Here is a 22804-nt window from a genome sequence, read left to right as displayed (position 1 = left end):
CAGCGGCGCGCCGTTGGCATTGATCGCCTGAACAACGAGGTTCTGGCCCTTCTTCATGTTGTTGATGAACTCGGGCGTGGCTTCGTAGTCGGACATGCAGCCGTTCTGGAAGCAGATCACATACGGGCTCTGCAACGGCGGATTGTTGTCCACGATGATGCGGGTGCCGTGCACCAGCTGCATGCCGAGCGGCAGCGTCACGCGCAGGATCTTCTTCGGCTCGCCTTCGGGCTCGATGATGACGGCTGCGATGACCGGCTGGCCCGACTCGATACGGCCGTCCTTGCCGGTGAAGCAGACCTGCTTGGCGTTGGCGTCCTGGCCCTTGAGGCAGAACTTGGTCCAGGGGGCATAGATCAGCTGGATCTGCTGATCGGCCGGCTGGGCCGCGCCCTGCTGCGCCGGAGCGCCTTGGGCGGGTGCCGGTTGGGCGGGTGCCTGAGCGGCCGGCGCCGGCGCTTTTGGGGCAGCCTTCGGAGCGGCCTTCGGAGCCGCCTTGGGCGCGGGCGCGCCCGGAGCCGGCGCCTGAGCCTCGGCGGCAAACGGGGCGGCCAACGCCGTCGCCGTCAACAAGGCGAGAAGTCGCCCGCGCGGCCGGACGGACGCGGCCAAGTAACGGAAATTCATTGCGGAAAACCCTTTCTAAACGGGAAGTGCCCGAACCGCTTCGACGCACCGAACCTGGCCGCCTTGGGCGCGGCTCTCTCCCCGTCAAATGAGGCGGATAAGTGACGGCTCGGCGCTCGTGCGCGATTGCGTGCCTTCTTAACGTGGCCGACGAAAAGATCAATGCCGACAAGCGTCTTTGGCCGCGCGCCGGCGTGCGCCCCCGGGAAAATCCCTGTGATAGGATTCAGGCCCGCGGTCCTCGAATCAACGTGTGCAGATGTTCATGTTCCAGCGCCTTCTCGAGGGCCGCCCTGAAGGTCTTTGCGTCCGCCTCTGCACCCTGGCTTTCGGCTTGGGGGTCTCATTCGCCTCGGGGCTCCCGGCAAGCGGCGCGGGGGCAGAGGAGGCCCACGCCATCGCGATGCACGGCAAGCCGGCGATGCCTGCCGATTTCACCCACATGCCTTACGTCAATCCTGATGCCCCCAAAGGCGGCCGGCTGACCTGGGGCGTTCTTGGCACCTTCGACAGCCTCAATCCCTTCATCGTCAAGGGACTGGCCGTGCAGCAGATGCGGAACTACGTGATCGAGAGCCTGCTCGCGCGCGGCAATGACGAGCCGTTCACGCTCTACGGCCTGCTCGCCAGATCGGTCGAGACCGATGACGAGCGGAGCTTTGTCACGTTCCACATCGATCCCCGCGCCCGCTTCTCCGACGGCAAGCCGGTCCGCGCCGAGGACGCGCTGTTCTCCTGGCAGCTGCTGCGCGACCACGGCCGCCCCAACCACCGGCAATATTACGGCAAGGTCGCAAGCGCCGAGGCGCCGGATCCCCTCACCGTCCGCTTCGACCTTGCGGGGGCCAATGACCGCGAACTGCCGCTGATCCTCGGCTTGATGCCGATCCTGCCGAAACACGCGGTCGACGTCGCGGCTTTCGAGGAGACGACGCTGACGGGTCCGGTCGGCTCCGGCCCCTATCGCGTCACCGCGGTGAGGCCCGGTGCCAGCGTGACGCTCACCCGCAATCCCGACTATTGGGGCCGTGACCTCCCCATCAATCGCGGGCTCTACAATTTCGACGAGATCAGGCTCGACTATTTTCGCGAGGCCAACGGCCAGTTCGAAGCTTTCAAGCGCGGCCTCTATGATTTCCGCATCGAGCACGAGCCGCTGCGCTGGCATGACGGCTACGACTTTCCCGCGGCGAAGAATGGCGACGTGATCCGCGACACCTTCAAGCCGGGCGTGCCGCAACCTTCCGAATTTCTGGTGTTCAACACGCGGCGTCCCATCTTCGCCGACATCCGCGTCCGCCAAGCCTTGACGCTGCTGTTCGATTTCGAGCTGGTCAACCGCAACTACTTCTTCAACCTCTACTCGCGCGTCGCCGGCTATTTTGCCGGCTCGGACCTGTCAGCGTATGGCCATCCCTCCGATACGCGCGAGCGCGAGCTGCTCAAGCCGTTCGCCGCGCAGATTCCGCCTGACATCATGGACGGCAGCTACCGCCTGCCGGTGACCGACGGTTCGGGCCGCGACCGGACCACGCTGCGCGCGGCCCTGAAGCTGTTGTCGGAGGCCGGCTACGATCTCGACGGCACCGTGCTGCGCAACCGCGCGACCAAGGCGCCCTTCACCTTCGAGATCCTGGTCACGACCCGCGACCAGGAACGCGTCGCGCTTGCGTTCCAGCGCGACCTCAAGCGCGCCGGCATCGAGCCGAGCGTGCGATCGGTCGATCCCGTGCAGTTCGACCAGCGCCGGCTCGCCTACGAATTCGACATGATCCAGAACCGCTGGGACCAGTCGCTGTCGCCCGGCAACGAGCAATATTTCTATTGGGGGAGCGCTGCCGCCGATAATCCCGGCACCCGCAACTACATGGGGGCCCGGGATCCCGCGGTGGATGCGATGATCGCCGCACTGCTCGAAGCCCGTGAACATACGGATTTCGTGTCGGCGGTGCGGGCGCTCGATCGCGCTTTGATCTCCGGTTTCTATACAATCCCCCTGTTTAACGTATCGGAGCAATGGATCGCGCGCTGGAATCGGATAGAACGGCCAGAGGCCACCTCGCTGTCCGGCTATTTGCCGGAGACCTGGTGGTCGAAGGGGCAGCCGCAAGCTCGTCAAGCAAAGTGACGCCGTGAACCAGCCAGCCGTATCGCCGACGCTCGACACGCTGTTTCAGCGCACGCTGATGCGGCAGCCGCACGCGACTGCCCTGCTCGACCCGCTGAACAAGTTCCGCGTGACCGGGCACCAGCCGCGGCGGATGAGCTATGCCGAGGCTGACACGGCCATCGAGGCGCTGTCCGCCTATTTCGTCGAATCAGGCCTGCCGGCCAATTCCGTCATCGCGATCCAGCTGCCGAATACGGTCGAGTTCGTGCTCACCGTGCTCGCCGCCCATCGCGCCGGCCTCGTCGTCGCGGCGCTGCCGCTGCTCTGGCGCCATGCCGAACTGACCGCCGCTCTCAATCGTACCGCGGCGCGCGCCATCGTCACCATGAGCACGGTCGACGGCGTCAGCTATGCCGATCTCGCCATGCACGCGGCCGCGGAAGCCTTCTCGATCCGCCATGTCTGCGGCTTCGGCACCAACCTGCCCGAAGGCATGGCCTCGCTCGACGACGTGCAGGCCCGTCCGCCCGGCACCTCGCGCGCCGTGATTCAGGATGGCCGCAAGGCGGCGATGATCTCCTTCGACGTTACCGCGGAAGGCTTTCGTCCGGTGCCGCGACCGCATTTCAGCCTGATCGCCGGTGGGCTCGCGATGTCGCTGGAAGCCGACGTCAGGCAGGGCGCGACCGTGATGGCGGCGTTCACGCCGATGTCGTTCGCAGGGCTCGCCTCCTCGCTCGCGGTGTGGCTGCTGTGCGGCGGTACGCTGGCGCTGCATCATCCGTTCGAGAACGACGTGCTGGAGCAGCAGATCAACGTGCACGAATGCGACGTGCTGATCGCACCGGCGCAATTTGCCCAGCGGCTCGGCGATTCCGATCTGGCGGCGCGGATGCCGACCTTGCGCAACGTCATCGGCCTGTGGCGCGCGCCCGAGCAGGTGGCGGCGAGCGAGGCATGGATCGCGCCGCACGCGCCGTTCACGGACGTCTATCTGTTCGGCGAGGCCGGATTGTTCGGCGCCCGGCGTGGCGAGGACGGCATGCCGGTACCGGTGATGCCGGGACCGCACGGCGCGCCGCGCGAGCAGTCGGGTTCGTCGATCGCCGGCGAGATTCTGCTGACGCCGAAGGGCACGCTCGGTCTGCGCGGCCCGATGGTGCCGATCGCAGCCTACGCCCCGCCGCAGCCGGTTGGCGACAGCCTGATCGCGCAGCCGCCACGCGACTATGTCGACACCGGCTATGCCGCGCGGCTCGATCGTCCCAGCGGCGCGATCTGCATCACCGCGCCGCCCTCAGGGATCATGGCCGTCGGCGGGTACCGATTCCTCTCCAACGACCTCCAGGAATGGGCGCGCCGGCTCGGCCAGGGCGCCCTGCTGACCGCGCTGCCCGACCGGCTCTCCGGTCACCGGCTCGCGGGCCGAGCCCAGGACAATGCCCGCGCCCGCGAGGCGCTCAGTGAACTCGGGCTTAACCCCCTGATGGTCGAAGCTTTTCGCGACCGTTCCGGACCGGGTTGAGGGTCATTTCGACCGTTCCATTGACGCTGCATTAAGGCGGCCGGACTAGATTGCGCGGCACCTGTCGCGTGATCAGAGTCTCTCGATGTCCCAGGCCGGCCCGATCCTGTTTGTGTCCAATGGCGAGCGGCCGGCCTTCATCGCGGCGCTGGACGAGGCGCGATTCTTCCCCGTGATCGACACCGGCTGGGCCGGCGCGACGCGCGCGGTCGAAGAGGTGCAGCCGGCCGTGGTTCTCGCCGCGATGGATGCCGGGCACGAGCCGCATCTGGCGCTGCTCGCCAGGAAGATCGCCGAGCAATCGCCTTACCTTCCCTTCGTGGCGTTGGATGCGGCGGGCGCGCTCCCGCACAACGCCCTGCCCTTCTCCTCCTCGCGCGCCGGCCATTCCGAACGCCTGATCGCACGGCTTCGCGCCGCGCTACGGATTCGCACGCTTCATGCCACGGTGCTGCGCCGGCTGCCCGAGGTGAAAGTCGCGCTGCCGGACGCTGATCCCGTTCGCGATGCTACGGTGCTTCTGATCGGTCGCGGCGCGGCTTACCCCGCGCTTTCCGTTGCGCTAGGCGAGCGTATTGGCGTCGTCGGCGCGCTCTCGATCGAGGCCGCGGCCAAGCATCTCAACACCCGCGACCTCGACGGCGTCGTGCTCGCCGAAGGTTTTACCGCCCGCGTGACCGATGCCTTCCTCACGGTGCTCGCCGAGGACACTCGCTTCCGCAGCCTGCCCGTGGTCGTCACCGCGCATCAATTGACGCAGGCTTATGACTTGCCCAATCTCGAGCTGATCCCGGGCGAGCCGGCGAAGGTCGCCGCCAACGCGCTGCCCCTGATCCGCCAGCACGCGATGGAAGCCCAGCTGAGCCGCACGCTGCGCTCGATGGATGCCGGCGGCTGGCTCGACCCGCGCAGCGGTCTGCTCACGGTGGAGGCCTTTGCCCGCGATTTTGCCAAGGCGGTCGAGCAGACGCTGGCCCGCGGCGGCGGCCTCTCGGTCGCACGCTTCGCCTTCGATCCCGGCAATTCCCGCGCCCAGCTCGATGCCGCGCGCATTCTCAGCCGCCTGATGCGACAGATGGATTTTGGCGTGGCGCAGAAGGACGGGTCGGTCATCGTCGTGTTCGCCGAAACCGACTTCCGCACCGCCCACATGATCGCCCGCCGCCTCTCTGCCGTGATGCGGCACACGTCGAACGGCAAGCACGAAATGCGCAGCGATCCCGTGGTCTCGGTGGATTCGCTGTCGCCGTCGGATACGGCAAGGTCGCTACTTGGGCGGCTGTCGGCCGACGCGTCGCGGGCGGCGTCGTAATTACCTCGCGAGCTGCCGTAGGGTGGGCAAAGGCGCACTTGCGCCGTGCCCTTTCCAAAGTTGACGATGGTGGTGGGCACGCTTCGCTTTGCCCACCCTACGGCACCTCGCTCACGCCGCCTTCTTGCTCTGCGCGAGCTGCGCCAGCTGGCGCATGATCTCGGTGGTGCCGGCCAGACGCTCTTCCGGCGTCTCCCAGTCTTGCAGGAACACCACCTTCATGTCGGGCCGCACCTTCGCGGCCTGGCCGTGGCTGCGGATGAAGCTCACCAGCCGATCGGGATGGGCGAAGGAATTGTCTCGGAAGGCGATGACGGCGCCCTTCGGACCGGCATCGATCTTGCCGACATTAGCCTGGCGGCAGAACGCCTTGATCGCGGCGACCTTGAACAAATAGCGCACCTCGTCCGGCAGCACGCCGAAACGATCGCGCATCTCGGCACCGAAATTCTCGATCTCCTCCTCGCTGTCGAGGTCGGCGAGCCGCCGGTAGAGTGACAGCCGCACCGAGAGATCGCCGACATAGTCCTCCGGAATCAGCACGGGCATGCCGATTGTGATCGTCGGCGACCAGCGATCGGCGGCGGGCTCGGATACGCCGGCCTTGAGGTTGACGATCGCCTCCTCCAGCATCGACTGGTAGAGCTCGAAACCGACCTCCTTGATGTGGCCGGACTGCTGCTCGCCCAGGATGTTGCCGGCGCCGCGGATGTCGAGGTCGTGCGAGGCGAGCTGGAAGCCCGCGCCCAGCGTCTCCAGCGATTGCAGTACGGTGAGCCTGCGCTCGGCCTGCGCCGTGATCTTCTGCTGCGCCGGCAGCGTGAACAGCGCATAGGCCCGCAGCTTGGAACGGCCGACGCGACCACGGAGCTGGTAGAGCTGGGCGAGGCCGAACATGTCGGCGCGATGCACGATCAGCGTGTTGGCATTGGGAATGTCGAGACCGGATTCCACGATCGTGGTCGACAGCAGGATGTCGAACTTGCCGTCGTAGAACGCGGTCATGATGTCCTCGATCACCGCGGGCGGCATCTGCCCGTGCGCGACCGCGACCTTCATCTCCGGCACGTTCTTGTCGAGGAAGTCCTTGACCTCGGCGAGGTCGTCGATGCGCGGCACCACGTAGAACGCCTGGCCGCCGCGATAGCGCTCGCGCAGCAGCGCCTCGCGGATCATCAGGGGATCGTGCGGAGCGACGAAGGTGCGGACCGCGAGACGGTCGACCGGCGGCGAGGCGATGATCGAGAGCTCGCGCACGCCGGTGAGCGCCAATTGAAGCGTGCGCGGAATCGGCGTCGCCGACAGCGTCAGCACGTGCACCTCGGCGCGGAGCTGCTTCAGCCGCTCCTTGTGGGTGACGCCGAAATGCTGCTCCTCGTCGACGATCAGCAGGCCGAGGTCGCGGAACTTGATCGACTTGCTGAGCAGCGCGTGGGTGCCGACGACGATATCGACCGAACCGTCGGTGAGGCCTTTCTTGACCAGATTGAGCTGCTTGGCCGGCACCAGGCGCGAGGCCTGCGCGACCTGCACCGGGAAACCCTTGAAACGGTCGGTGAACGTCTTGTGGTGCTGACGGGCGAGCAGCGTGGTCGGCACCACGACCGCGACCTGCTTGCCTTCCAGCGCCACGGCGAAGGCGGCGCGCAAGGCCACCTCGGTCTTGCCGAAGCCGACGTCGCCGCAAATCAGCCGGTCCATGGGACGGCCGAGCTCGAGGTCCTTCAGCGTGGACTCGATCGCGCCGAGCTGATCCTCGGTCTCGTCATAGGGGAAGCGCGCGCAGAACTCGTCATAGAGGCCCGGCTGCACCGGCAGCTTCGGCGCCTCGTGCAGGTGGCGCTCGGCGGCGATCTTGATCAGCTCGCCCGCGATCTCACGGATGCGGTTCTTGAGCTTGGCCTTGCGCGTCTGCCAGCCGGAGCCGCCGAGACGATCGAGTTCGACCGAGGTCTGGTCGGAGCCGTAGCGCGACAGCAGCTCGATGTTCTCGACCGGCAGGAACAGTTTTGTCTCGGCGGCATAATGCAGCTCGAGGCAGTCATGCGGCGCGCCGGCGACGTCGAGCGTCTGCAGGCCGATGAAGCGGCCGATACCGTGGTCGACGTGGACGACGATGTCGCCGGCGGCGAGGCTCGTCACCTCCGAGATGAAATTGTCGAGCTTGCGGCTCGCCTTGCGCGGCCGCACCAGGCGATCGCCAAGAATGTCCTGCTCGCTGATGACAGCGATCTCGTCGGTCTCGAAACCGCTTTCGAGGCCGAGCACGGCAAGCATGGTCTCGTTGCGCGGGGTCGCCTGCACCGTGCGCCAGCTGTTGACGCTGGTTACAGGGGTGAGCTTGTGATCGCGCAGCATCGAGGTCATGCGGTCCCTCGAGCCCTCCGTCCAGAGCGCGATGACCACCTTCTTGCGGCTTGTCAGCAGCCCATGCACATGCGCGACGACGGCTTCGAAGACGTTGACCTTGTTGTCGTTGCGCTCCGGCGCGAAGTCGCGGCCCTTGCGTGCCCCGGCATCCACCACACTGGTACCATCGGCAGGCACCGAAAACTGTGTCAGCCGCACCAGCGGCATCCCGCTCTCGCGCTTGCCCCACTCCTCCTCGGTCAGATAGAGCCGGTCAGGCGGCAGCGGCTTGTAGATGGCGCCGCCGCCCGGATGCTCCATCGCATCGCGGCGGGCCTGGTAATAGTCGAGGATCTGCTTGAAGCGCTCGCGGATGGCGTCCTCGGCCTGCGGCTCGATCGCGATCGCCGCGCCCTGCAGGTAGTCGAACAGCGTGTCCATCCGGTCCTGGAACAGCGGCAGCCAGTGCTCCATGCCGGGATGACGGCGGCCCTCGCTGACGGCTTCGTAGAGCGCATCGTCGCGCTCGGGCGCGCCGAACTCGGCGACATACCCCATGCGAAAGCGGCGGATGGTGTCGGTGACGAGCTGGAATTCTGAGATCGGCACGAGATCGAGCGCGCGCATGTCGAGCAGCGTGCGCTGGGTCTCGGCATCGAAGGTGCGGATCGATTCCAGGCTGTCGCCGAAGAAGTCGAAGCGGACGGGTTGTTCCAGGCCGGCCGGAAACAGGTCCAGAATGCCGCCGCGCACCGCGTATTCGCCGGGCTCGCGCACGGTGGAGGAGCGGTTGTAGCCATTGTGCTCGAGCCAGGCGATGATGGTGTCCATCGGCACGACGTTGCCCGGCGCGACCGACAGCGCCTGCGCCGCGACGAGCTCGCGCGACGGCACGCGCTGGACGACGGCGTTCACCGTGGTCAGCACGATCAGCGGCTTGTCGCTGCCGGTCAGGGACGCAAGCCGCGCCAGCGTCGTCAGGCGCTGCGCGAGGACGCCGCCATGCGGCGAGACGCGGTCATAGGGCTGGCAGTCCCAGGCCGGAAAGGTCAGCACGGGCAAATCGGGCGCGAAGAATTGCAGGGCACGTTCGAGCTGCTGCATCCGCGGCCCGTCGCGGCAGATCACCGCGAGGCTGACGGCCGGCTTCTTCGGCCGCGCCGCGATTGCGCGCGCCAGATCGGAGACGACGAGGCCCTCGGCACCCTCGGCGACATTGGCAAGCGTCAGCGCGCGGCCGGGCGTGAGCAGCTCGGCCGGCGATTTCATCCCCTGCTTCATACGTCGCGGTCCGCGATCGGAAACGCCTTGATGCGCGCAAACAGCGGGCCGATGACTTCGGCGGGAAGCACCTTGTCGCCGGTGATGGCGGCGTAGAGGTCGGGATCGGCCTCTTCGAGCAGGGTCTCGAGCTGCGTCAGCTCGTCGTCGGACAGATTGCCGATCTCGGCATCCGCGAAGCGGCCGAGGATCAGGTCCATCTCGCGCGTGCCGCGGTGCCAGCAGCGGAACAGAAGCCGCTTGCGGCGGTCGTCCAGCCCGTCGCTCGATCGTGTCGTTCCCGTCATGTCTCAATTCCAGTCAAACGCCAAAAGCCCGGACGTGCCGGGCCGGGGTGATATAGCCACTCGGGCGGGCCCTGTCAGCCCTCGATTTGTCATGGCCGCTGCCGCCGCAGGGACGCGAAAAAACACGTGGATGCCGGGCATAAAGCCGGGCATGACGAGCGAAAACGATCCTAGGTTCGCCTGATGCGCCCCAGCCTGCTCAATCCGCTGTTTGCCCCCGTGACCAGCCTACCCGGCGTCGGTCCGAAGCAGGACAAGCTGCTGCAATATCTGCTCAGCCGCAATGAGACGCCGCGGCTGGTCGATCTGTTGCTGCATTTGCCGAGCCAGGTCATCGACCGCCGCGCGCGGCCGAAGATCCGCGACGCCGTGCAGGGAACTATGGTGACGCTGGAGGTCACGGTCGACCGCCACCGCCCGCCCCCGCCGCGCAATGCCCGCGCGCCCTACCTCGTCTACGCCAGCGACGATACCGGCGACGTCGTGCTGACGTTCTTCCGCGCAAAGCCCGGCTATGTCGAGAAGCTGCTGCCGATCGGCGACAAGCGCTTCGTCTCCGGCACGCTCCAGATGTACGACGGCATCCCGCAGATCGTGCATCCCGACCGGGTGCTGGACGAGGAGGCGATTTCAAAACTCTCCGGCATCGACCCGGTCTATCCCTTGACCGAGGGCCTTGCGCTCGGCTCGCTGCGCCGCGCTGTCGCGCAGGCGCTGCAAAAGCTGCCGGCGCTGCCGGAATGGATCAGCCCGGAGGTGCTGCGCCGCTGCGGCTTCCCGCCGATCGCCGAGGCGCTCACCCGCGTGCACCAGCCGGTTGAGCTCACCGACATTCTGCCCGACCAGCCGTTCTGGTCCCGTCTCGCGTTCGACGAACTCCTGGCCGGGCAACTCGCCCTTGCCCTGATTCGCGCCCAATTGCGCCGCCCGGCCGGCGTGCGCAACGCCGGCGACGGGCACCTCCGCAACAAGATCATCGACGCCCTGCCCTATGCGCTGACGTCCTCCCAGCGCGACGCGGCAGCCGCCATCGCGAGCGATCTGCAACAGCCGGTGCGCATGTTGCGTCTGCTCCAGGGCGACGTCGGCTCCGGCAAGACCGTGGTCGCGCTGCTCGCCGCCGCTGCCGTCACCGAGGTCGGCAAGCAGGCCGCCCTGATGGCGCCGACCGAAATCCTGGCGCGTCAGCACATCAAGACCATCGCGCCGCTGGCCGAGCGTGCGGGCATGCGGGTCGCGATCCTCACCGGCCGTGAAAAGGGCAAGGAGCGGCGGGAACTCTTGGCACAACTCGAAGCCGGCGAGATCGACCTGCTCGTCGGCACCCATGCGTTGATCCAGGACGACGTGATCTTTCGCGATCTCGCCCTCGCGGTCGTCGACGAGCAGCATCGTTTTGGCGTGCGCGAGCGGCTGGCGCTGACCTCAAAGGGCGAGGCCGTCGACGTGCTGGTGCTGAGCGCCACGCCGATCCCGCGCACGCTGGTGCTGACCTATTTCGGCGACATGGACATCAGCGAGCTCAGGGAGAAGCCGGCCGGCCGCCAGCCGATCGAAACCCGCACCATCTCGATGAGCCGCCTCGGCGAGGTCACCGACAGCATCGGCCGCGCGCTCGAATCCGGCAAGCTGGTCTACTGGATCTGCCCGCTGGTCGAGGAATCCGAGGCCGAGGGCACCGAGCACCTAACCAATGCCACCAAGCGCTTCGAAAGCCTCCAGAAGCGTTTCGGCGACCGCGTCGGCCTTGTCCACGGCCAGATGAAGGGCACCGAGAAGGACCGCGTCATGGGCCAGTTCGCCGCCCACGAGATCGGGCTGCTGGTCGCGACCACCGTGGTCGAGGTCGGTGTCGACGTGCCGGCGGCGACCATCATGGTGATCGAGAACGCCGAACGCTTTGGCCTCGCCCAGCTTCATCAATTGCGCGGCCGCATCGGGCGCGGCTCGGAGGCCTCGACCTGTCTGCTGCTCTACTCCGAGCCGCTCGGCGAAATGTCGAAGGCGCGACTGAAGGTGATCCGCGAGACCACCGACGGTTTTCGCATCGCCGAGGAAGATCTGAAGCTGCGCGGCGAAGGCGATGTGCTCGGCGTGCGCCAGAGCGGCCTGCCCGGCTACCGCATCGCCCGGTCGGAGGTGCACGGCCAGCTCATCACGCAGGCCCGCGACGAGGCGCTGCGCATCCTGAAGGACGATCCGAAACTCAAGGGCGAGCGCGGCGAGGCACTGCGATGCCTGCTGTATCTGTATGAGCGGGACGAGGCGATCCCGCTGATCGGGGCGGGATAAATTGACAGATAAGCCAAGCGGCCATGACGCGAATACTCAAGCCAGACTCGCGGAGACAGTTTCAGCATTCCGCAGTTGGGCCGATAGCTTGCCAGTCCAGCAGAGAGTTCGCGAATGGGAATGCAACTATCAGCAATGGCCTGCCATCACGAGTGCCTTTACGGCGTTTCTCGATTCGTGCCTTCCACAGCGTTGGGACGCATCGGTCTACAAACTGCTCCTCTATATTCTTGCTCGCGACAATGAGATGGAGATCCTCAAGAAAGAGTTGATCGCCAAGCCGACTCATCTCCTAGCTTTGACAAGGATAGCCCTCGATTCAGGAGAACAAGACGCGCGATGGCAACTCGCAGATGCTCTCGGAAGCGCCGAACTGATCGCTGGTGAAGTCGAACCGTTGTTAGGACGTCTCTTTTGCGACGAAAATGAATACGTAAGTCGGCGAGCGCTTCTTGCTCTTGCGCGCAGACGGTCGAAATTGGCGGAGCCGCTGGCGGTTCGTGCTTGGGCCACGGAACATGAATATCAGCGCATGGCCGCGCTCGAAGTGTTTGCCGCTTGTGACTCCCCATTGCTGTCCTCCTATTTGGATCTCGCGCTACGCGATGGACGGCAGCATCTCGCGAATATTGCTCATGCACTCCGCGCGAAGCGGACCCCCGAACGCGAGGAGTAGGACGAGCGGAACGAGGCGATCCCGCTGATCGGAGCGGGTTAGCTGGCCGCTCGTTGCCGCCCAATCTCATAGGCCGCCACATGCGCCCGGGCGAGATCCAGCAGCGGCGTGTCGATGCCGAGTGCACGGGCCCGGTTGGCCATATCGCCGAGGATATGCTCCGCCTCGGTGATCGAACCGCGCTCGATATCACGCAGCATCGAGGCCTTGAGCGGGGAGTCCGGGGTCGTGAACAGCTTCCGGTCAAACTCGATGAAAGGCGCTCGCGGCTCAAAACCCGAGGCCGTCGCGACGGCACAGCATTCCGCAAACAGGCGGAAAATGGATTGCTCGCCGTTCGGCACGGACAGAATGTCTCCGATGCTTGCACGCATCAGGCAGGTGATGCCGGCTAGCGTGCTGAGCTGGACGAATTTCTCCCACATGTCCTGCATGATCGCTTCGCTGGCGCGCACGTCGATACCGGGCACGTGCAGCAGCGTCTCCAGGGCAAGCACACGCTCGCTCAGCGAACCCTCGATCTCCCCGAAGACAATCGTCTGATTGGCCATGAACTGAACGACACGGCCATCCGCATCGAGCCCGGCACTGACATTCGCGAGCCCGCCGAGGACGCACCTCGCACCGAACCGCGCAGTCAGGGCGTCGACATGTTTCAAGCCGTTGAGGATCGGCAAAATCATCGTGTTGGCGCCGACCGCCGGGGCAAACTGGACCATCGCATCGTCGAGCGAGTAGGATTTCACCCCGACGAGCACGACGTCGAACGTTTCCTTGAGATCGTTGGCCAGGATGACCTTCGGCTGCACGGCGAAGTCGCCATGCGGGCTCACGACCTGCAATCCATTCCGCCGCAATTGCTCCGCCCGCCCGGCCCGCACCAGAAAGGTCACGTCGCCGCCGGCTCGGACCAGGCGAGCTCCGTAATAGCCTCCGAGCGCTCCCGCGCCGATCACAAGTACTCTCATTCGAACTCCCAATGCGGAGTGACCGCTTCCGCACAAAGAATAACAGATGGGCCACGCGCCGTCTCCTTCCCGTCATTGCGAGCCAAGCGAAGCAATCCAGGATCTTTCCATTGAGGGACTCTGGATTGCTTCGCTCCGCTCGCAATGACGATGCGGATAAGCCCGGCTCTTAAGTGCCCCCTTTCGTCGCGGCTGGCTTTGTGAAATCTTCCCATCATGCGCCGGATCATCGTCGTAGGCTGTCAGGGTAGCGGAAAGACGAGCCTCTCCCGGAATCTCGGGCGAATGCTCGGGCTGCCCGTGGTGCATCTCGACGTGCTCTACTGGCGGCCGGGATGGAAGCCATCCGACAAGCCGAGCTTCCGGGCGCGCGTCGCTGATGCGATCGCGGGCGACGCATGGGTTGTCGACGGCAGCTTCTCGGGACTTGCCTTCGATCTCACGCTGGCGCGCGCCGATGCGCTGGTCGTCATCGACCGCCCGCGCTGGCTCTGCCAGTGGCGCATTCTCTTGCGCTCCGCCTTCGATCGCGACAAGACCCGGCCTGACCTCCCGGAGGGGTGTCCCGAACAGTTCGACTGGAAATTGATGCGCGAGGCATGGCGCTACGACACCGAGCGCGCGCCCGTCATCGAGGCCGAGCGTATGCAGTATGGCGCTGACGTCCCGGTCGTGCGCTTGAGACGCGATCGGGACATCCAGGGTTTTCTGGACTCGGTGCACGGCACATGATCGATGACCGTGACCTGAGACCGGACAATCAGGATTTCTTCTGCGCGATGCCCGCGGCGAATGCCTTCATCAGATCGGTATCCGCCGCGTCGCCTTTCGCGTCCTCGGCGAGATGCTCGAACCAGCGCGCAAAGCCTTCGTAAACCTGGCTGGCCGGATGATCGGGGCCGAGAAAGCCGGAAATCTCCCGCATCTCCGCAACCCAGCGATAGGCCTTCGGGATCATGTCCGGCAGCGCGACTTCGAGGCGGGCCAGAACCGCGGGCTGGCTGCGTGCGAGTTCGTCGCGCAGCGCATCGGCAGCCCCCGCTTTCGTTGCCGCGACCACCATCGCCGAGCCGATGCCGGCGAGGCCCTTGACGATACCGGCGTAGGACATTTTGAGCGCGGACGCGGCACCGACCGGCCCTTCGACGATCCGCACGTCGAGCCCGAAATCCTTCAGCACGGCGACGTCCTTGGCGTGCTCGCCGGACATGTAGAACGCGGGGCTCTTGCCGCCGGGCTGGGGCGGGAACCCGATGATGCCGGCATCGACGAACGGCGCCTGAGCCGAGCCGATGATCTCCTCGATCCTCATCACGGTATCGACGTTGACGGCATTGCAATCGACCACGACCGGCTTCTTCTCGCGCCGGACGATCAGCCCAGCCAGCCGCTCGGCGAGCGCCACCGCTTCGCCCGGCGGCACGATCGAGAGGATGATGTCGGCCTCCGCGATCGCGTCGTCCTCGGCGCCGATCATGCCGGCATCCGCCGCGCGTTTGCGCGTCGCCTCGCTCCGCCCATTCAACGACGTCAGCACGCGCGCACCGTGCTCGCCGAGACGGCGCGCCACGGCACTGCCCATGGCACCAGGCGCGAGGATCGCAATTGTTTTGGACATCGTGTTGGACATCGTGCACTCCAAGTCGAAGCAAAGTCGAATTCCAGGCGAGGCGCTCAATCTAACCGGAAGACCGGGGCGCGTACTCATCTGTGGACGCCCCGCGAGATGCAAGCGATTTTTGAAGAAGATCGGCACGTAGTCGGATGCTGCCATCTGTCCGGCCTCTGATGGTGCAGCGATGAAGCTGCGGGCCCGTATGGGAGTTCGCGGACCGAAACCAAATCATAAACGCGTGCTCTGGGCACGATGAGTACACCTGGTTCTTCCGGCCCCGTCTCGCCGACTGTTGCGCCATACCCTCCTTCGACCGACTACATCTCTGACGACCTCAGGCCCCCCAAGATCAAGCCTTGGCTGAGACCGGAGCCCTGTAGTTTTCGCGCTTTACAAGTAATGCCCAGACGATCCGGGCCATCTTGTTCGCAAGTGCGACCGTTACCAGCATGCGAGGTTTGCGGGTCAACATCTGTTCGAGCCAGGAACCCTTTGGCGCTCCGCGTTTGCTCGCCTGTTGCACAACGGCGCTGCTGCCGATGATGAGGAGGCGCCTGAGCGTTCGCTCCCCCATCTTGGACGTCGCGCCAAGCCTCTGTTTGCCACCCGTCGATTTTTGAAGAGGCGTGAGACCCAACCAGGCGGCAAAGTCGCGCCCCTTGGTGAAAGTCTCGATCGGCGGCGCTAGGGCGGCGATCGCGGTGGCGGAGATCGGGCCGACGCCAGGAATGGTCCGTCCACCCCATCATAAATCGGGGACGCCGTTTGACGTCCGCTACGCCCCCATAGCGGCGCGAAATCGGATTGTCGCGGGACTTCCGCTTCGGGGGCATAAGCAGTCGATGCTTACCGAGCGGGCGACTTCGGCTTAGCCTTCGGAAGCTGACGTATATGTGTGCACGCCTAGGCGAGCCGCTTGAAAAGCAGCTCGTAGGCCGCGTCTATGTTGAGGCTCGTCGCGAGGCGGACGGGGTGGCCCGCCGGATCCCGGATGATCCTGCCAGACTCGACGCGAATCCTCGTCGGTTCAAGGGTGAACAGTGACGGCTGGAGGGCATAGAGGGCCGCCAGCTGGTCAAAGACGCCCTCGTTTGCTTCAGAATTGTCCTGATCCAGCTGGTCCTGGATCACCTCCGCGTAGAAACTCGCCCACTTCGTTTTCATATCCTTCATCGTCTGCTGAGCCCCGTCCCCCTTGTTCATCGTCATCTCGAGGTCAAACGTAATCATCACCGGGTTCAATTCCGCTTCGAGCAGCTTGTTGGTGGCGAGCGGATCACTGCCGAGATTGAACTCGTGAGTCTTCTTCTCGGTGAATGTTCCCCCGGTGACCACAACAGTCCCGACCGACTTCATCGCCGCCGTGTCGCGTTCGACGGCCGCGGCCATATTCGTCATGGACCCGATGGCGAGGATGGTCAGCTCCGGCCCATGCGTCCTCGCCATAGCTGTTAGCATCTCGGGCGCGTACATTCCGTTCACGACTGTCCCGAGAGGGGGCAGCGCCCGCACGATACTGCTTGGCGGGCACGGCCGTTCGATTGAGACCGGCTTGAGGGCCTGCATGCACCCTACATAGATGGGGATATCGGGACGTCCGCAGCAGTAGGTCATGCGTCGTGCGTTGGTAGTGGTATCTGCTATCTCCTCGTTGCCCCACACCGTGGTGACGCAGAGCACGTCGATGTCGCCCTTGGCGAGCAGCAGGACCAGGACGAGGGCATCGTCCCAGCCCGGATCGGTGTCTATCACGAGCTTGGTCATCGGATGCCTCCCCCTCGGCGGTTCGCCAAGCCCAGTACAAGTCGGTTCCGGCGCGCACGTCAACATCGGTGCGAGAGCGGAGCCGCCGGATTGGCGGGCAACCGCAGGGCCCAGGCTATTCCGGCACGATCACGTTGCTCCACCTATTCGGCCCAACTATCTGGCCGGCTCCTGACCTCTCGTCTGGCCCTCCTTACCGACGTCCTGCTCCGCGCTGCGGCGCCGAGTTTTGGCTAGCTCCGAAAGCTCCTTCTTCAGCGCATGCCGGCGGGTTTCGACAGCAGGCATGTCGTTGACGAATCGCCGGATCTCGCGCGCGAGCACGTGGTCTGCTGCCACTCCGGAGCTCTGTAGTTCGGCGGCATAGTCGAGATATCGCCGCCGGATCGCGTCCTGACGTGACTTAATCTGTTCGTCCCAAGGGTGTTTGGCAGCCCTGCCGCCCATCACCTCCGAAAGCACCTCCCTACGGGCAAGCCGGTCGACATCGGGCGTGATCTTTCGCTTGCGCATAGCGAGGACCGCCCCGCGGTTAGCCTTTCGAGCCCGTCCGCGGGTTCGCCGTGGCGTTGCCTCCGCCGCGATCCCGCGCAGCCGGAGCTCGCCGGCAAACCGTTCTCGCCAGGCCTGAAGATCCGCCTTGCGGGGGTTGAGGCGTTTGCCGTCATGGCCCAGAGACCGAACGGTCAAGTGCACGTGGGGATGCTTGTCATCGAGGTGCTGGACGAAGACGTAGTCGTGATTGTCCCCGAACGTCTCGATGGCAAATGCCCGAGCTGAATCCTTGACAGCGAGCGCATCGGTGCCAGCCGGCATGGACAGAATGATGTTGATCGAAAGCGATCCATCGCGGCGGCGCTTGTCATCGAGACCTGCGTCATCCTCCCAGCGTTGCTGCAGATCTTTCAATCCGGAACGACCCGTCAGCGCCGCGCCCTGCTCTGTTTCCGCGTCGAGCTCGCCGTTTCGCGTGATGTATGCCAGGTGCGACTTGAGATGCGCCACGCCCTTTGTGCGACCGGTGATCTTGACCATCACCTCTGGTGCTCGGCGCACGATGCGTTCGAGCTTTGCCCGCATCGCCGGCGTAAGGCGGCCGGGCGCTGCCGGATCGGGAATATCCCACTCCGCCCGGCGTGGGCGCCGATTGGGCGTTTCCCAGACATACGAGATCGGCGGAAGTTCGGAAGCCAGGTCGGTCGGCCGCGGCGAGTGCGCCGCCTCATCGCCGCCCATCCCAATAATCCGCATTGCCGTGCAGCGCACTACGGAGTCGCGCAAGCTCTGTTTCAATCACCACTTTGGCCTCTCGAAGTACGGATATATCCGGCTCAACCGCCCTGCCCTGCTGCACACTGGTGTTTGCGGCCCGCGCGATCTGGTTGATGTTGCCGCCTATCCGGTTGAGCTCACGAACGATCGCGCGAAGCGCATCATGCTCGTTCGGGGAATGCTGCACGGGTGACCCCAATCGCGAACGCACCAGCGCGACAATCCAGCCGGTTCGCGTCATCCCACGCTCATGTGACACTTCGGCGAGCTGCCGCATCTCGCTCTCGCGGAATCGTACCGTCACCTTCTGCGGCCGTCCGACCGGCAAGGCCGAGATGCGCGGCGCTGGTGCAGCTAGCGCTTCAGCAATGAGACGTCGCAGCAGTGCGGATTTGCCGCCCTGAGCCGCGGCAAGAACTGAGAACTCAGCCGCGACTTCGTCAGAGACACGAAGCGAGATCAGAGCCATGCACTCCAATCCCAATCGCGATGTAATACATCGCTGGCGCAAAGCCTATCCTGCACTAGAAAGCGCGAATCTCTCCACCCCCTCCATGTTGGTTCAAACCAACGGGCTCGGCATTCAAAGCTTGGGAGTTGCCCCAGGTGTGATCCAACCCAGCTGACGATCGACGCGGAGAATTCCTCTGGGAATGACGCAACCGTCGCCCCTAACCCTTGTTCTCCACGAACCCCGCGCGTGCCGATTGGCGATATTGGCACCGAGCATGTGGATCGCGGCTTTCCAGCAGCCTCCGGCCCCTCTACAGCGCTGTGGGGGGCGCGTTCGGCCTCCGGCTGCTGCGCTAACGCGCCATCCTTCGGATGGGAAATCCGCTCCGCCGGCGCACCAACTGTAGCAGCGTTTCTGAGAAGGCTGTCCAAGACAAGCTTCATGCGAACAGGATCTCTTCGATTGTGATGGTCGATGCTGGAACCTCTTCCGCCTTTTCTGCGCCATCAACCAACAGTACTGCGTGCCGCGAGCCTTGAGACGCGGGTCGATCGACCAGAAGACAGCCAGCGCGACCTTGGTGACGCACTCTGATCGTCAGTGATGTGGCCATTCTCTCGTCGCGGTCGACCGAAGAACTGGGCGGCTTTTCCGCGATCGCCGTGACGCGGTCTTTGTCCACCGATCGCAATGCCTTTTGCGGTGCGATCGGGCTTCGTGCGGGTTGAGCTCCAGGCGGCCCTGCGAAATCAGCAGGAGAGCCGCGGACTTCGCTGCGAATTTTGCGAGCCAACTGACGGGCGTGGGCGTCGGTGAAGCTCTCCTGTGCTGCGCATAAAGTCTCGACGGCGTTGGGCTGATCACGCCAAGCCTGGTAGAGTTCATACACAGCACGGATTGATGAGCCGGCAAGCTTCGACCGGAGGAACTCCGGCATGCTCTGGACCGACGCGTAGCGAGACACCCAGTCCCTGGGCTTGCCGAGCTTGCGCGAGATGTCGGCTTGGTTATCACCCTGTTCCAAGCGGCCCGCGATGAACGCCGCAATTTCGGGGGCATTGAGGTCGTCGCGCTGGATATTCTCGATCATCTGGACATAGCGGTCCGCAGAACCAGCGGCATGAATGAAAGCGGGGATGTCACGGATCCCGGCGCGCTTAGCAGCACGATACCGCCTCGCGCCCATGACGATCACGTACCGGCCGTCCTCAGTCGCTCGCCTCAGGACGATCGGTTGCAGCACGCCATGCTGACGAACTGATTGCGCAAGCTCCTCGAGCTTCTGTTCGTCGAAGCTGCGACGCGGCTGGTCCGGATCTTCGTCAATACGGTCGATGGCGATGCAAGTCGGCTGTCCGATTGTGGAGGCACCATCTTCCGCGGCGTCGATGAGCTGCTTAAAGCTGAGATCAAGCGCCATGTGCCGGTTCGTCCATTTGCGCGACGATCTTGGCGAGAACATCGCGGATTTCCCGACCAGCCTCCTGAGCAGAGCGGCGCTTCAGCTTCCAGACCGGCAGCCGTTCCGCAACGGCCTCGGCGTAGCCGTCCCTTGCAACGATCTGGCCCGGGAACACATATTTGCCCGCCTCGCGCAAGAGTTGCTCAAGATGGGTCCTTTGACGGGGCGATTTCGTGTTGAAGTTCGAAGGCAGCAACCCGAGGAACTTCGTATCCTGGCGGCCATAGCGCCTCTGCACGCCGATCACGGTCTGCATCAGACCTTTGACGCCCTTGATTGAATAGTCCTCCAGGTAGATGGGGGCGAGCACATGCGACGCCGCAACCAGACAGCCGACACTGCGCAGTCCAAGTGATGGCGGTGTGTCGATGACGCAGGCATCGAACTGATCCGACGCGAAAGCGAGGTTCTCTTGCAGAGTCGTTATGGCGGCCGCACTGCTGCGATCGAGGTCCGTCAGCGAGCTATCGGCGGGCGCGAGCGTTAGGCCTTCGTCGTCCCGAGGTACGACCCGTATTCCCGGCTTGAACAGATCCGCGGCTATCGTTGAACCGGCGTAGTGTCTCAACGTATCCGACGCATTGCTCTGCGCATCAACGTCGATCACAAGAACGCGGAGATTTGCTTCCGCCATGAACCAGGCCAAATGCACAGCAAGCGTCGTCTTGCCGACCCCGCTCTTTTGATTGTTGATGACAATGGTCTTCATCTTAAGGTCCGAAATGGATCTAACGGCACGGGGGCATTTCCTCGCGGATGTTGGTTTGAACCAACAGCGATTTGCGAATCCGATCACCGGAACGATCCCGGAATTCGTCCGGCGAATCCCCTGCCAGAAGAGTCAGGTCAGTCCATAGCCCTCGAGCGGAGGAAGTTCTGGGACGCGAGACTGGGATTGCGTTGCTGGGCGCTCTGCGACGCGGTCGCGAGACCGCTTGTGGGCTCCGGGAGCGTCGCCGCGACGACGCGAGTAGAGCCGTCCCCGGAGGGGCTCGCCCAAGCAGGAAGCCTAAGAGCCGCAGGAGCTTTGAATTAAGAGCCGATCTCTTGCGGGCGGCTATTGCGATCAGGACTGGCGCAATTGCAAGGTAGGCATTGCGACGCGCGCGTCCCGATGGCGAAGTCTCCATCGCGGAGAGATTCAATCCGGCAATAGGACGTATCGCGGCATTTCCGGCGCAATGGACCTATCGATAAAATGAATCGATCTGCCCCGATCGATTCATAAAACTCATTGGACGCCGCTTCCCGAGGAAGCGAGAATCTGTCCGTGCCGAAACCGAACTAGAAACGCTTCATCTGCGCCGCATCGATGCCGCGCACAATATGCGGCGGTTTTATGCGCTATTCACGCAGCCCACCTTGTTCGGAGAAATGTCGCTGATCCGCAATTGGGGCCGGATCGGCACGAGTGGCAAGACCATGGTGCAGACCTTCGGATGGTAGTGGGAGGCGATCGAAGCATTCGTACGCCTGGAGCGTGCCAAGCGGAGGCGCGGTACGCTGTCGCGGACGAAAACCCGTCCTAGGCTGACAATTTTTCGGACTACGGCTCCTGCTTGTGATGCGGGGTCTATCTGTTCCACGGCCTTGATGTCAGACGAGCGAAATCGAAACAAGACGTAGCTCGTCCGATGACGACTGCCAATGAGATCGCCGAAAAGATCGCAGCCAAGAACGACCTGACAAAGGCCCAGGCGAAAATCATCGTCGATAGCGTGTTCAAGGCGATCGCTGATGCGGCCGTGAGCGGAGATGAGACCAGCCTCCCCGGGTTCGGCAAGTTCAAGGTCAAGGATAGCCCCGCTCGCGAGGGCCGCAATCCGTCAACCGGCGCAACGATTGCGATCGCAGCTTCAAAGAAGCTGACTTTTACGCCCGCTAAAGCCATCAAGGATGTTCTGAACGGAGGAGCGACCCCTAACGACGGTGCATCGTAAGATGCAAAACGAAGAGGCTCATGCCCCCTCCTCGGCTGCGAGCGCTTCGTTGCGTTGGCGGATGAGTTCGGCCAGTTCGACTTCGAGCGCCTTGCGCTCCGCCGGCGTGAACACGCATTCGCGCAGCTCGGCGCGCAATTCTTCAATGGTGTCGACGGTCATCATCGTATCTCCGGTAGAAGGGAAGCGGCCCCGCCTCGCGGCGGAGCCACTGGCTGGAGCTTCAGTCCCGGTTCGGCCGGGACCAGATCAGTTGGAGGCCTTCCGCACCTTCGACCTCGATCAGGGTGAGATCGGAGCCGGGAAGCTCGGATCGTCCAGCTTGACAGAGAGGTAGTCGCGCTCAGTGTCCTTGGCGGTCTTCTGCCAGGCCGCGCCCAGCTCGACGTTGCCTGAGTAGATGCGAAAGTGCGGTCCCTTGTCGGAAGGGTTGTCGACGCGGATCAGCTTGGCCTTGACGTTGAGGTTGAGCGTCTTGATCGCGCCGGAGAAGCCATTGCCCGTGGAGGCGAAAGTGCCGATGGTAGCCATTGTCGCATTCCCTTGGTTTTCTCGGGCCGCGCCGATCGCGACCTCGATGGCGGTCGTGAGACCGGAGGCGATCGACCTGCACCCAAAGGGCCGAAATGAAATGGAGGGCGGCCGGCAGCGACTTTCTTGGACCGCGAGGAATGGTGCGCAGCGCCAGGGGAAGAAAGTCGAGAACGGACGTTGCAGGGACAAGATCGAGAGCCCGCAAAGCGGGATCGGCCTTCGGTCAGACCAGCCTCTATCGAGGACGCTGATGGGTGTGCCCGTCGCGAAAACACATGGAATGAAGACAGGCGGCCTAGTCGCTTAGGCCATCCGCATCAAGGCAACGGGCGTCGC

General features: G+C 64.4%; 19 protein-coding genes and 2 pseudogenes. 8 read left to right on the top strand and 13 right to left on the bottom strand.

What is annotated here, in order from left to right; translation table 11 throughout:
- Nucleotides 1-627: invasion associated locus B family protein (locus tag BRA1253DRAFT_RS01820; RefSeq protein ID WP_009859481.1), on the bottom strand; the 627-nt coding region annotated here is incomplete at its 3' end.
- A gap of 259 nt (nt 628-886) precedes the next feature.
- On the opposite strand from BRA1253DRAFT_RS01820, the gene BRA1253DRAFT_RS01815 reads away from it, so the two are divergent.
- The 3 genes from BRA1253DRAFT_RS01815 to BRA1253DRAFT_RS01805 all read left to right on the top strand — a co-directional run bounded on the left by BRA1253DRAFT_RS01815 (nt 887) and on the right by BRA1253DRAFT_RS01805 (nt 5574).
- Nucleotides 887-2755, top strand: a complete 1869-nt coding sequence (locus BRA1253DRAFT_RS01815) for an extracellular solute-binding protein (protein WP_007590863.1) — start codon at nt 887-889, stop codon at nt 2753-2755.
- Nucleotides 2756-2759: 4 nt separating this feature from the next.
- A complete protein-coding gene (locus BRA1253DRAFT_RS01810) occupies nt 2760-4262 on the top strand; it encodes a class I adenylate-forming enzyme family protein (protein WP_007590862.1) in 1503 nt (500 codons plus the stop codon).
- 85 nt (nt 4263-4347) lie between these two features.
- On the top strand, nt 4348-5574 hold the full coding sequence (locus tag BRA1253DRAFT_RS01805) for a hypothetical protein (protein WP_007590861.1): 1227 nt from the start codon (nt 4348-4350) through the stop codon (nt 5572-5574).
- Nucleotides 5575-5685: 111 nt separating this feature from the next.
- Here the strand turns inward: BRA1253DRAFT_RS01805 and mfd are convergent, their stop codons facing one another.
- Together mfd and BRA1253DRAFT_RS01795 are read right to left on the bottom strand one after the other, a co-directional pair.
- On the bottom strand, nt 5686-9204 hold the full coding sequence (gene mfd, locus BRA1253DRAFT_RS01800) for a transcription-repair coupling factor (RefSeq protein WP_009859480.1): 3519 nt from the start codon (nt 9202-9204) through the stop codon (nt 5686-5688).
- Nucleotides 9201-9491, bottom strand: coding sequence for a succinate dehydrogenase assembly factor 2 (locus BRA1253DRAFT_RS01795; protein ID WP_009859479.1), 291 nt, complete (start codon nt 9489-9491; stop codon nt 9201-9203). Before BRA1253DRAFT_RS01795 ends, mfd begins: the two co-directional genes overlap by 4 nt.
- 183 nt (nt 9492-9674) lie before the next feature.
- On the opposite strand from BRA1253DRAFT_RS01795, the gene recG reads away from it, so the two are divergent.
- Nucleotides 9675-11783, top strand: a complete 2109-nt coding sequence (recG, locus tag BRA1253DRAFT_RS01790) for an ATP-dependent DNA helicase RecG (RefSeq protein ID WP_009859478.1) — start codon at nt 9675-9677, stop codon at nt 11781-11783.
- Nucleotide 11784: 1 nt separating this feature from the next.
- Entirely contained in the window at nt 11785-12459 is a 675-nt protein-coding gene (locus BRA1253DRAFT_RS01785; RefSeq protein WP_009859477.1) for a hypothetical protein, read from the top strand.
- A 38-nt stretch (nt 12460-12497) separates the two neighbouring features.
- Here the strand turns inward: BRA1253DRAFT_RS01785 and panE are convergent, their stop codons facing one another.
- Nucleotides 12498-13427 carry a 2-dehydropantoate 2-reductase gene (gene panE, locus BRA1253DRAFT_RS01780; RefSeq protein WP_009859476.1) on the bottom strand — a complete coding sequence of 310 codons (930 nt, stop codon included), beginning with the start codon at nt 13425-13427 and terminating at the stop codon, nt 12498-12500.
- Between the two features lie 285 nt (nt 13428-13712).
- Between panE and BRA1253DRAFT_RS01775 the strand changes: the two genes are divergently transcribed.
- Entirely contained in the window at nt 13713-14159 is a 447-nt protein-coding gene (locus BRA1253DRAFT_RS01775) for an AAA family ATPase (protein ID WP_245285843.1), read from the top strand.
- 28 nt (nt 14160-14187) lie between these two features.
- Here BRA1253DRAFT_RS01775 and BRA1253DRAFT_RS01770 read toward each other — a convergent pair whose 3' ends face one another.
- From BRA1253DRAFT_RS01770 to BRA1253DRAFT_RS01740, 7 genes and pseudogenes are all read right to left on the bottom strand, one after another.
- A complete protein-coding gene (locus tag BRA1253DRAFT_RS01770) occupies nt 14188-15045 on the bottom strand; it encodes an NAD(P)-dependent oxidoreductase (RefSeq protein WP_035992465.1) in 858 nt (285 codons plus the stop codon).
- Nucleotides 15046-15391: 346 nt separating this feature from the next.
- A pseudogene (locus BRA1253DRAFT_RS01765) lies at nt 15392-15775 on the bottom strand (IS110 family transposase); the annotation flags it as partial.
- Nucleotides 15776-15945: 170 nt separating this feature from the next.
- On the bottom strand, nt 15946-16806 hold the full coding sequence (locus tag BRA1253DRAFT_RS01760) for a nucleoside hydrolase (protein ID WP_009859473.1): 861 nt from the start codon (nt 16804-16806) through the stop codon (nt 15946-15948).
- A 156-nt stretch (nt 16807-16962) separates the two neighbouring features.
- On the bottom strand, nt 16963-18042 hold the full coding sequence (locus BRA1253DRAFT_RS01755; RefSeq protein ID WP_009859472.1) for a relaxase/mobilization nuclease domain-containing protein: 1080 nt from the start codon (nt 18040-18042) through the stop codon (nt 16963-16965).
- A complete protein-coding gene (locus BRA1253DRAFT_RS01750; RefSeq protein WP_009859471.1) occupies nt 18029-18547 on the bottom strand; it encodes a MobC family plasmid mobilization relaxosome protein in 519 nt (172 codons plus the stop codon). Before BRA1253DRAFT_RS01750 ends, BRA1253DRAFT_RS01755 begins: the two co-directional genes overlap by 14 nt.
- A gap of 424 nt (nt 18548-18971) precedes the next feature.
- Entirely contained in the window at nt 18972-19952 is a 981-nt protein-coding gene (locus tag BRA1253DRAFT_RS01745) for a ParB/RepB/Spo0J family partition protein (protein WP_009859470.1), read from the bottom strand.
- The gene (locus BRA1253DRAFT_RS01740) at nt 19942-20703 is read right to left on the bottom strand and encodes a ParA family protein (protein ID WP_009859469.1); all 762 of its coding nucleotides are present in this window, start codon (nt 20701-20703) and stop codon (nt 19942-19944) included. The genes BRA1253DRAFT_RS01745 and BRA1253DRAFT_RS01740 overlap by 11 nt, the downstream gene beginning before the upstream one ends.
- 617 nt (nt 20704-21320) lie before the next feature.
- Between BRA1253DRAFT_RS01740 and BRA1253DRAFT_RS46090 the strand changes: the two genes are divergently transcribed.
- On the top strand, nt 21321-21440 hold the full coding sequence (locus BRA1253DRAFT_RS46090) for a WGR domain-containing protein (RefSeq protein WP_083869762.1): 120 nt from the start codon (nt 21321-21323) through the stop codon (nt 21438-21440).
- Nucleotides 21441-21628: 188 nt separating this feature from the next.
- Complete coding sequence (locus tag BRA1253DRAFT_RS01730; protein ID WP_009859468.1) at nt 21629-21934, top strand: HU family DNA-binding protein; 306 nt, start codon at nt 21629-21631, stop codon at nt 21932-21934.
- Between the two features lie 18 nt (nt 21935-21952).
- Here the strand turns inward: BRA1253DRAFT_RS01730 and BRA1253DRAFT_RS43290 are convergent, their stop codons facing one another.
- Together BRA1253DRAFT_RS43290 and BRA1253DRAFT_RS01725 are read right to left on the bottom strand one after the other, a co-directional pair.
- A complete protein-coding gene (locus tag BRA1253DRAFT_RS43290) occupies nt 21953-22099 on the bottom strand; it encodes a hypothetical protein (RefSeq protein WP_009859467.1) in 147 nt (48 codons plus the stop codon).
- Between the two features lie 58 nt (nt 22100-22157).
- Nucleotides 22158-22465 (bottom strand): annotated as a pseudogene (locus BRA1253DRAFT_RS01725) (DUF736 domain-containing protein).
- Nucleotides 22466-22804 lie beyond the last annotated feature (339 nt).

Source organism: Bradyrhizobium sp. WSM1253 (assembly GCF_000244935.1).
GTDB lineage: Bacteria > Pseudomonadota > Alphaproteobacteria > Rhizobiales > Xanthobacteraceae > Bradyrhizobium > Bradyrhizobium canariense.
Note: the sequence above shows the minus strand (reverse complement) of the source record. Positions and strands in the feature narration are given on the sequence as shown.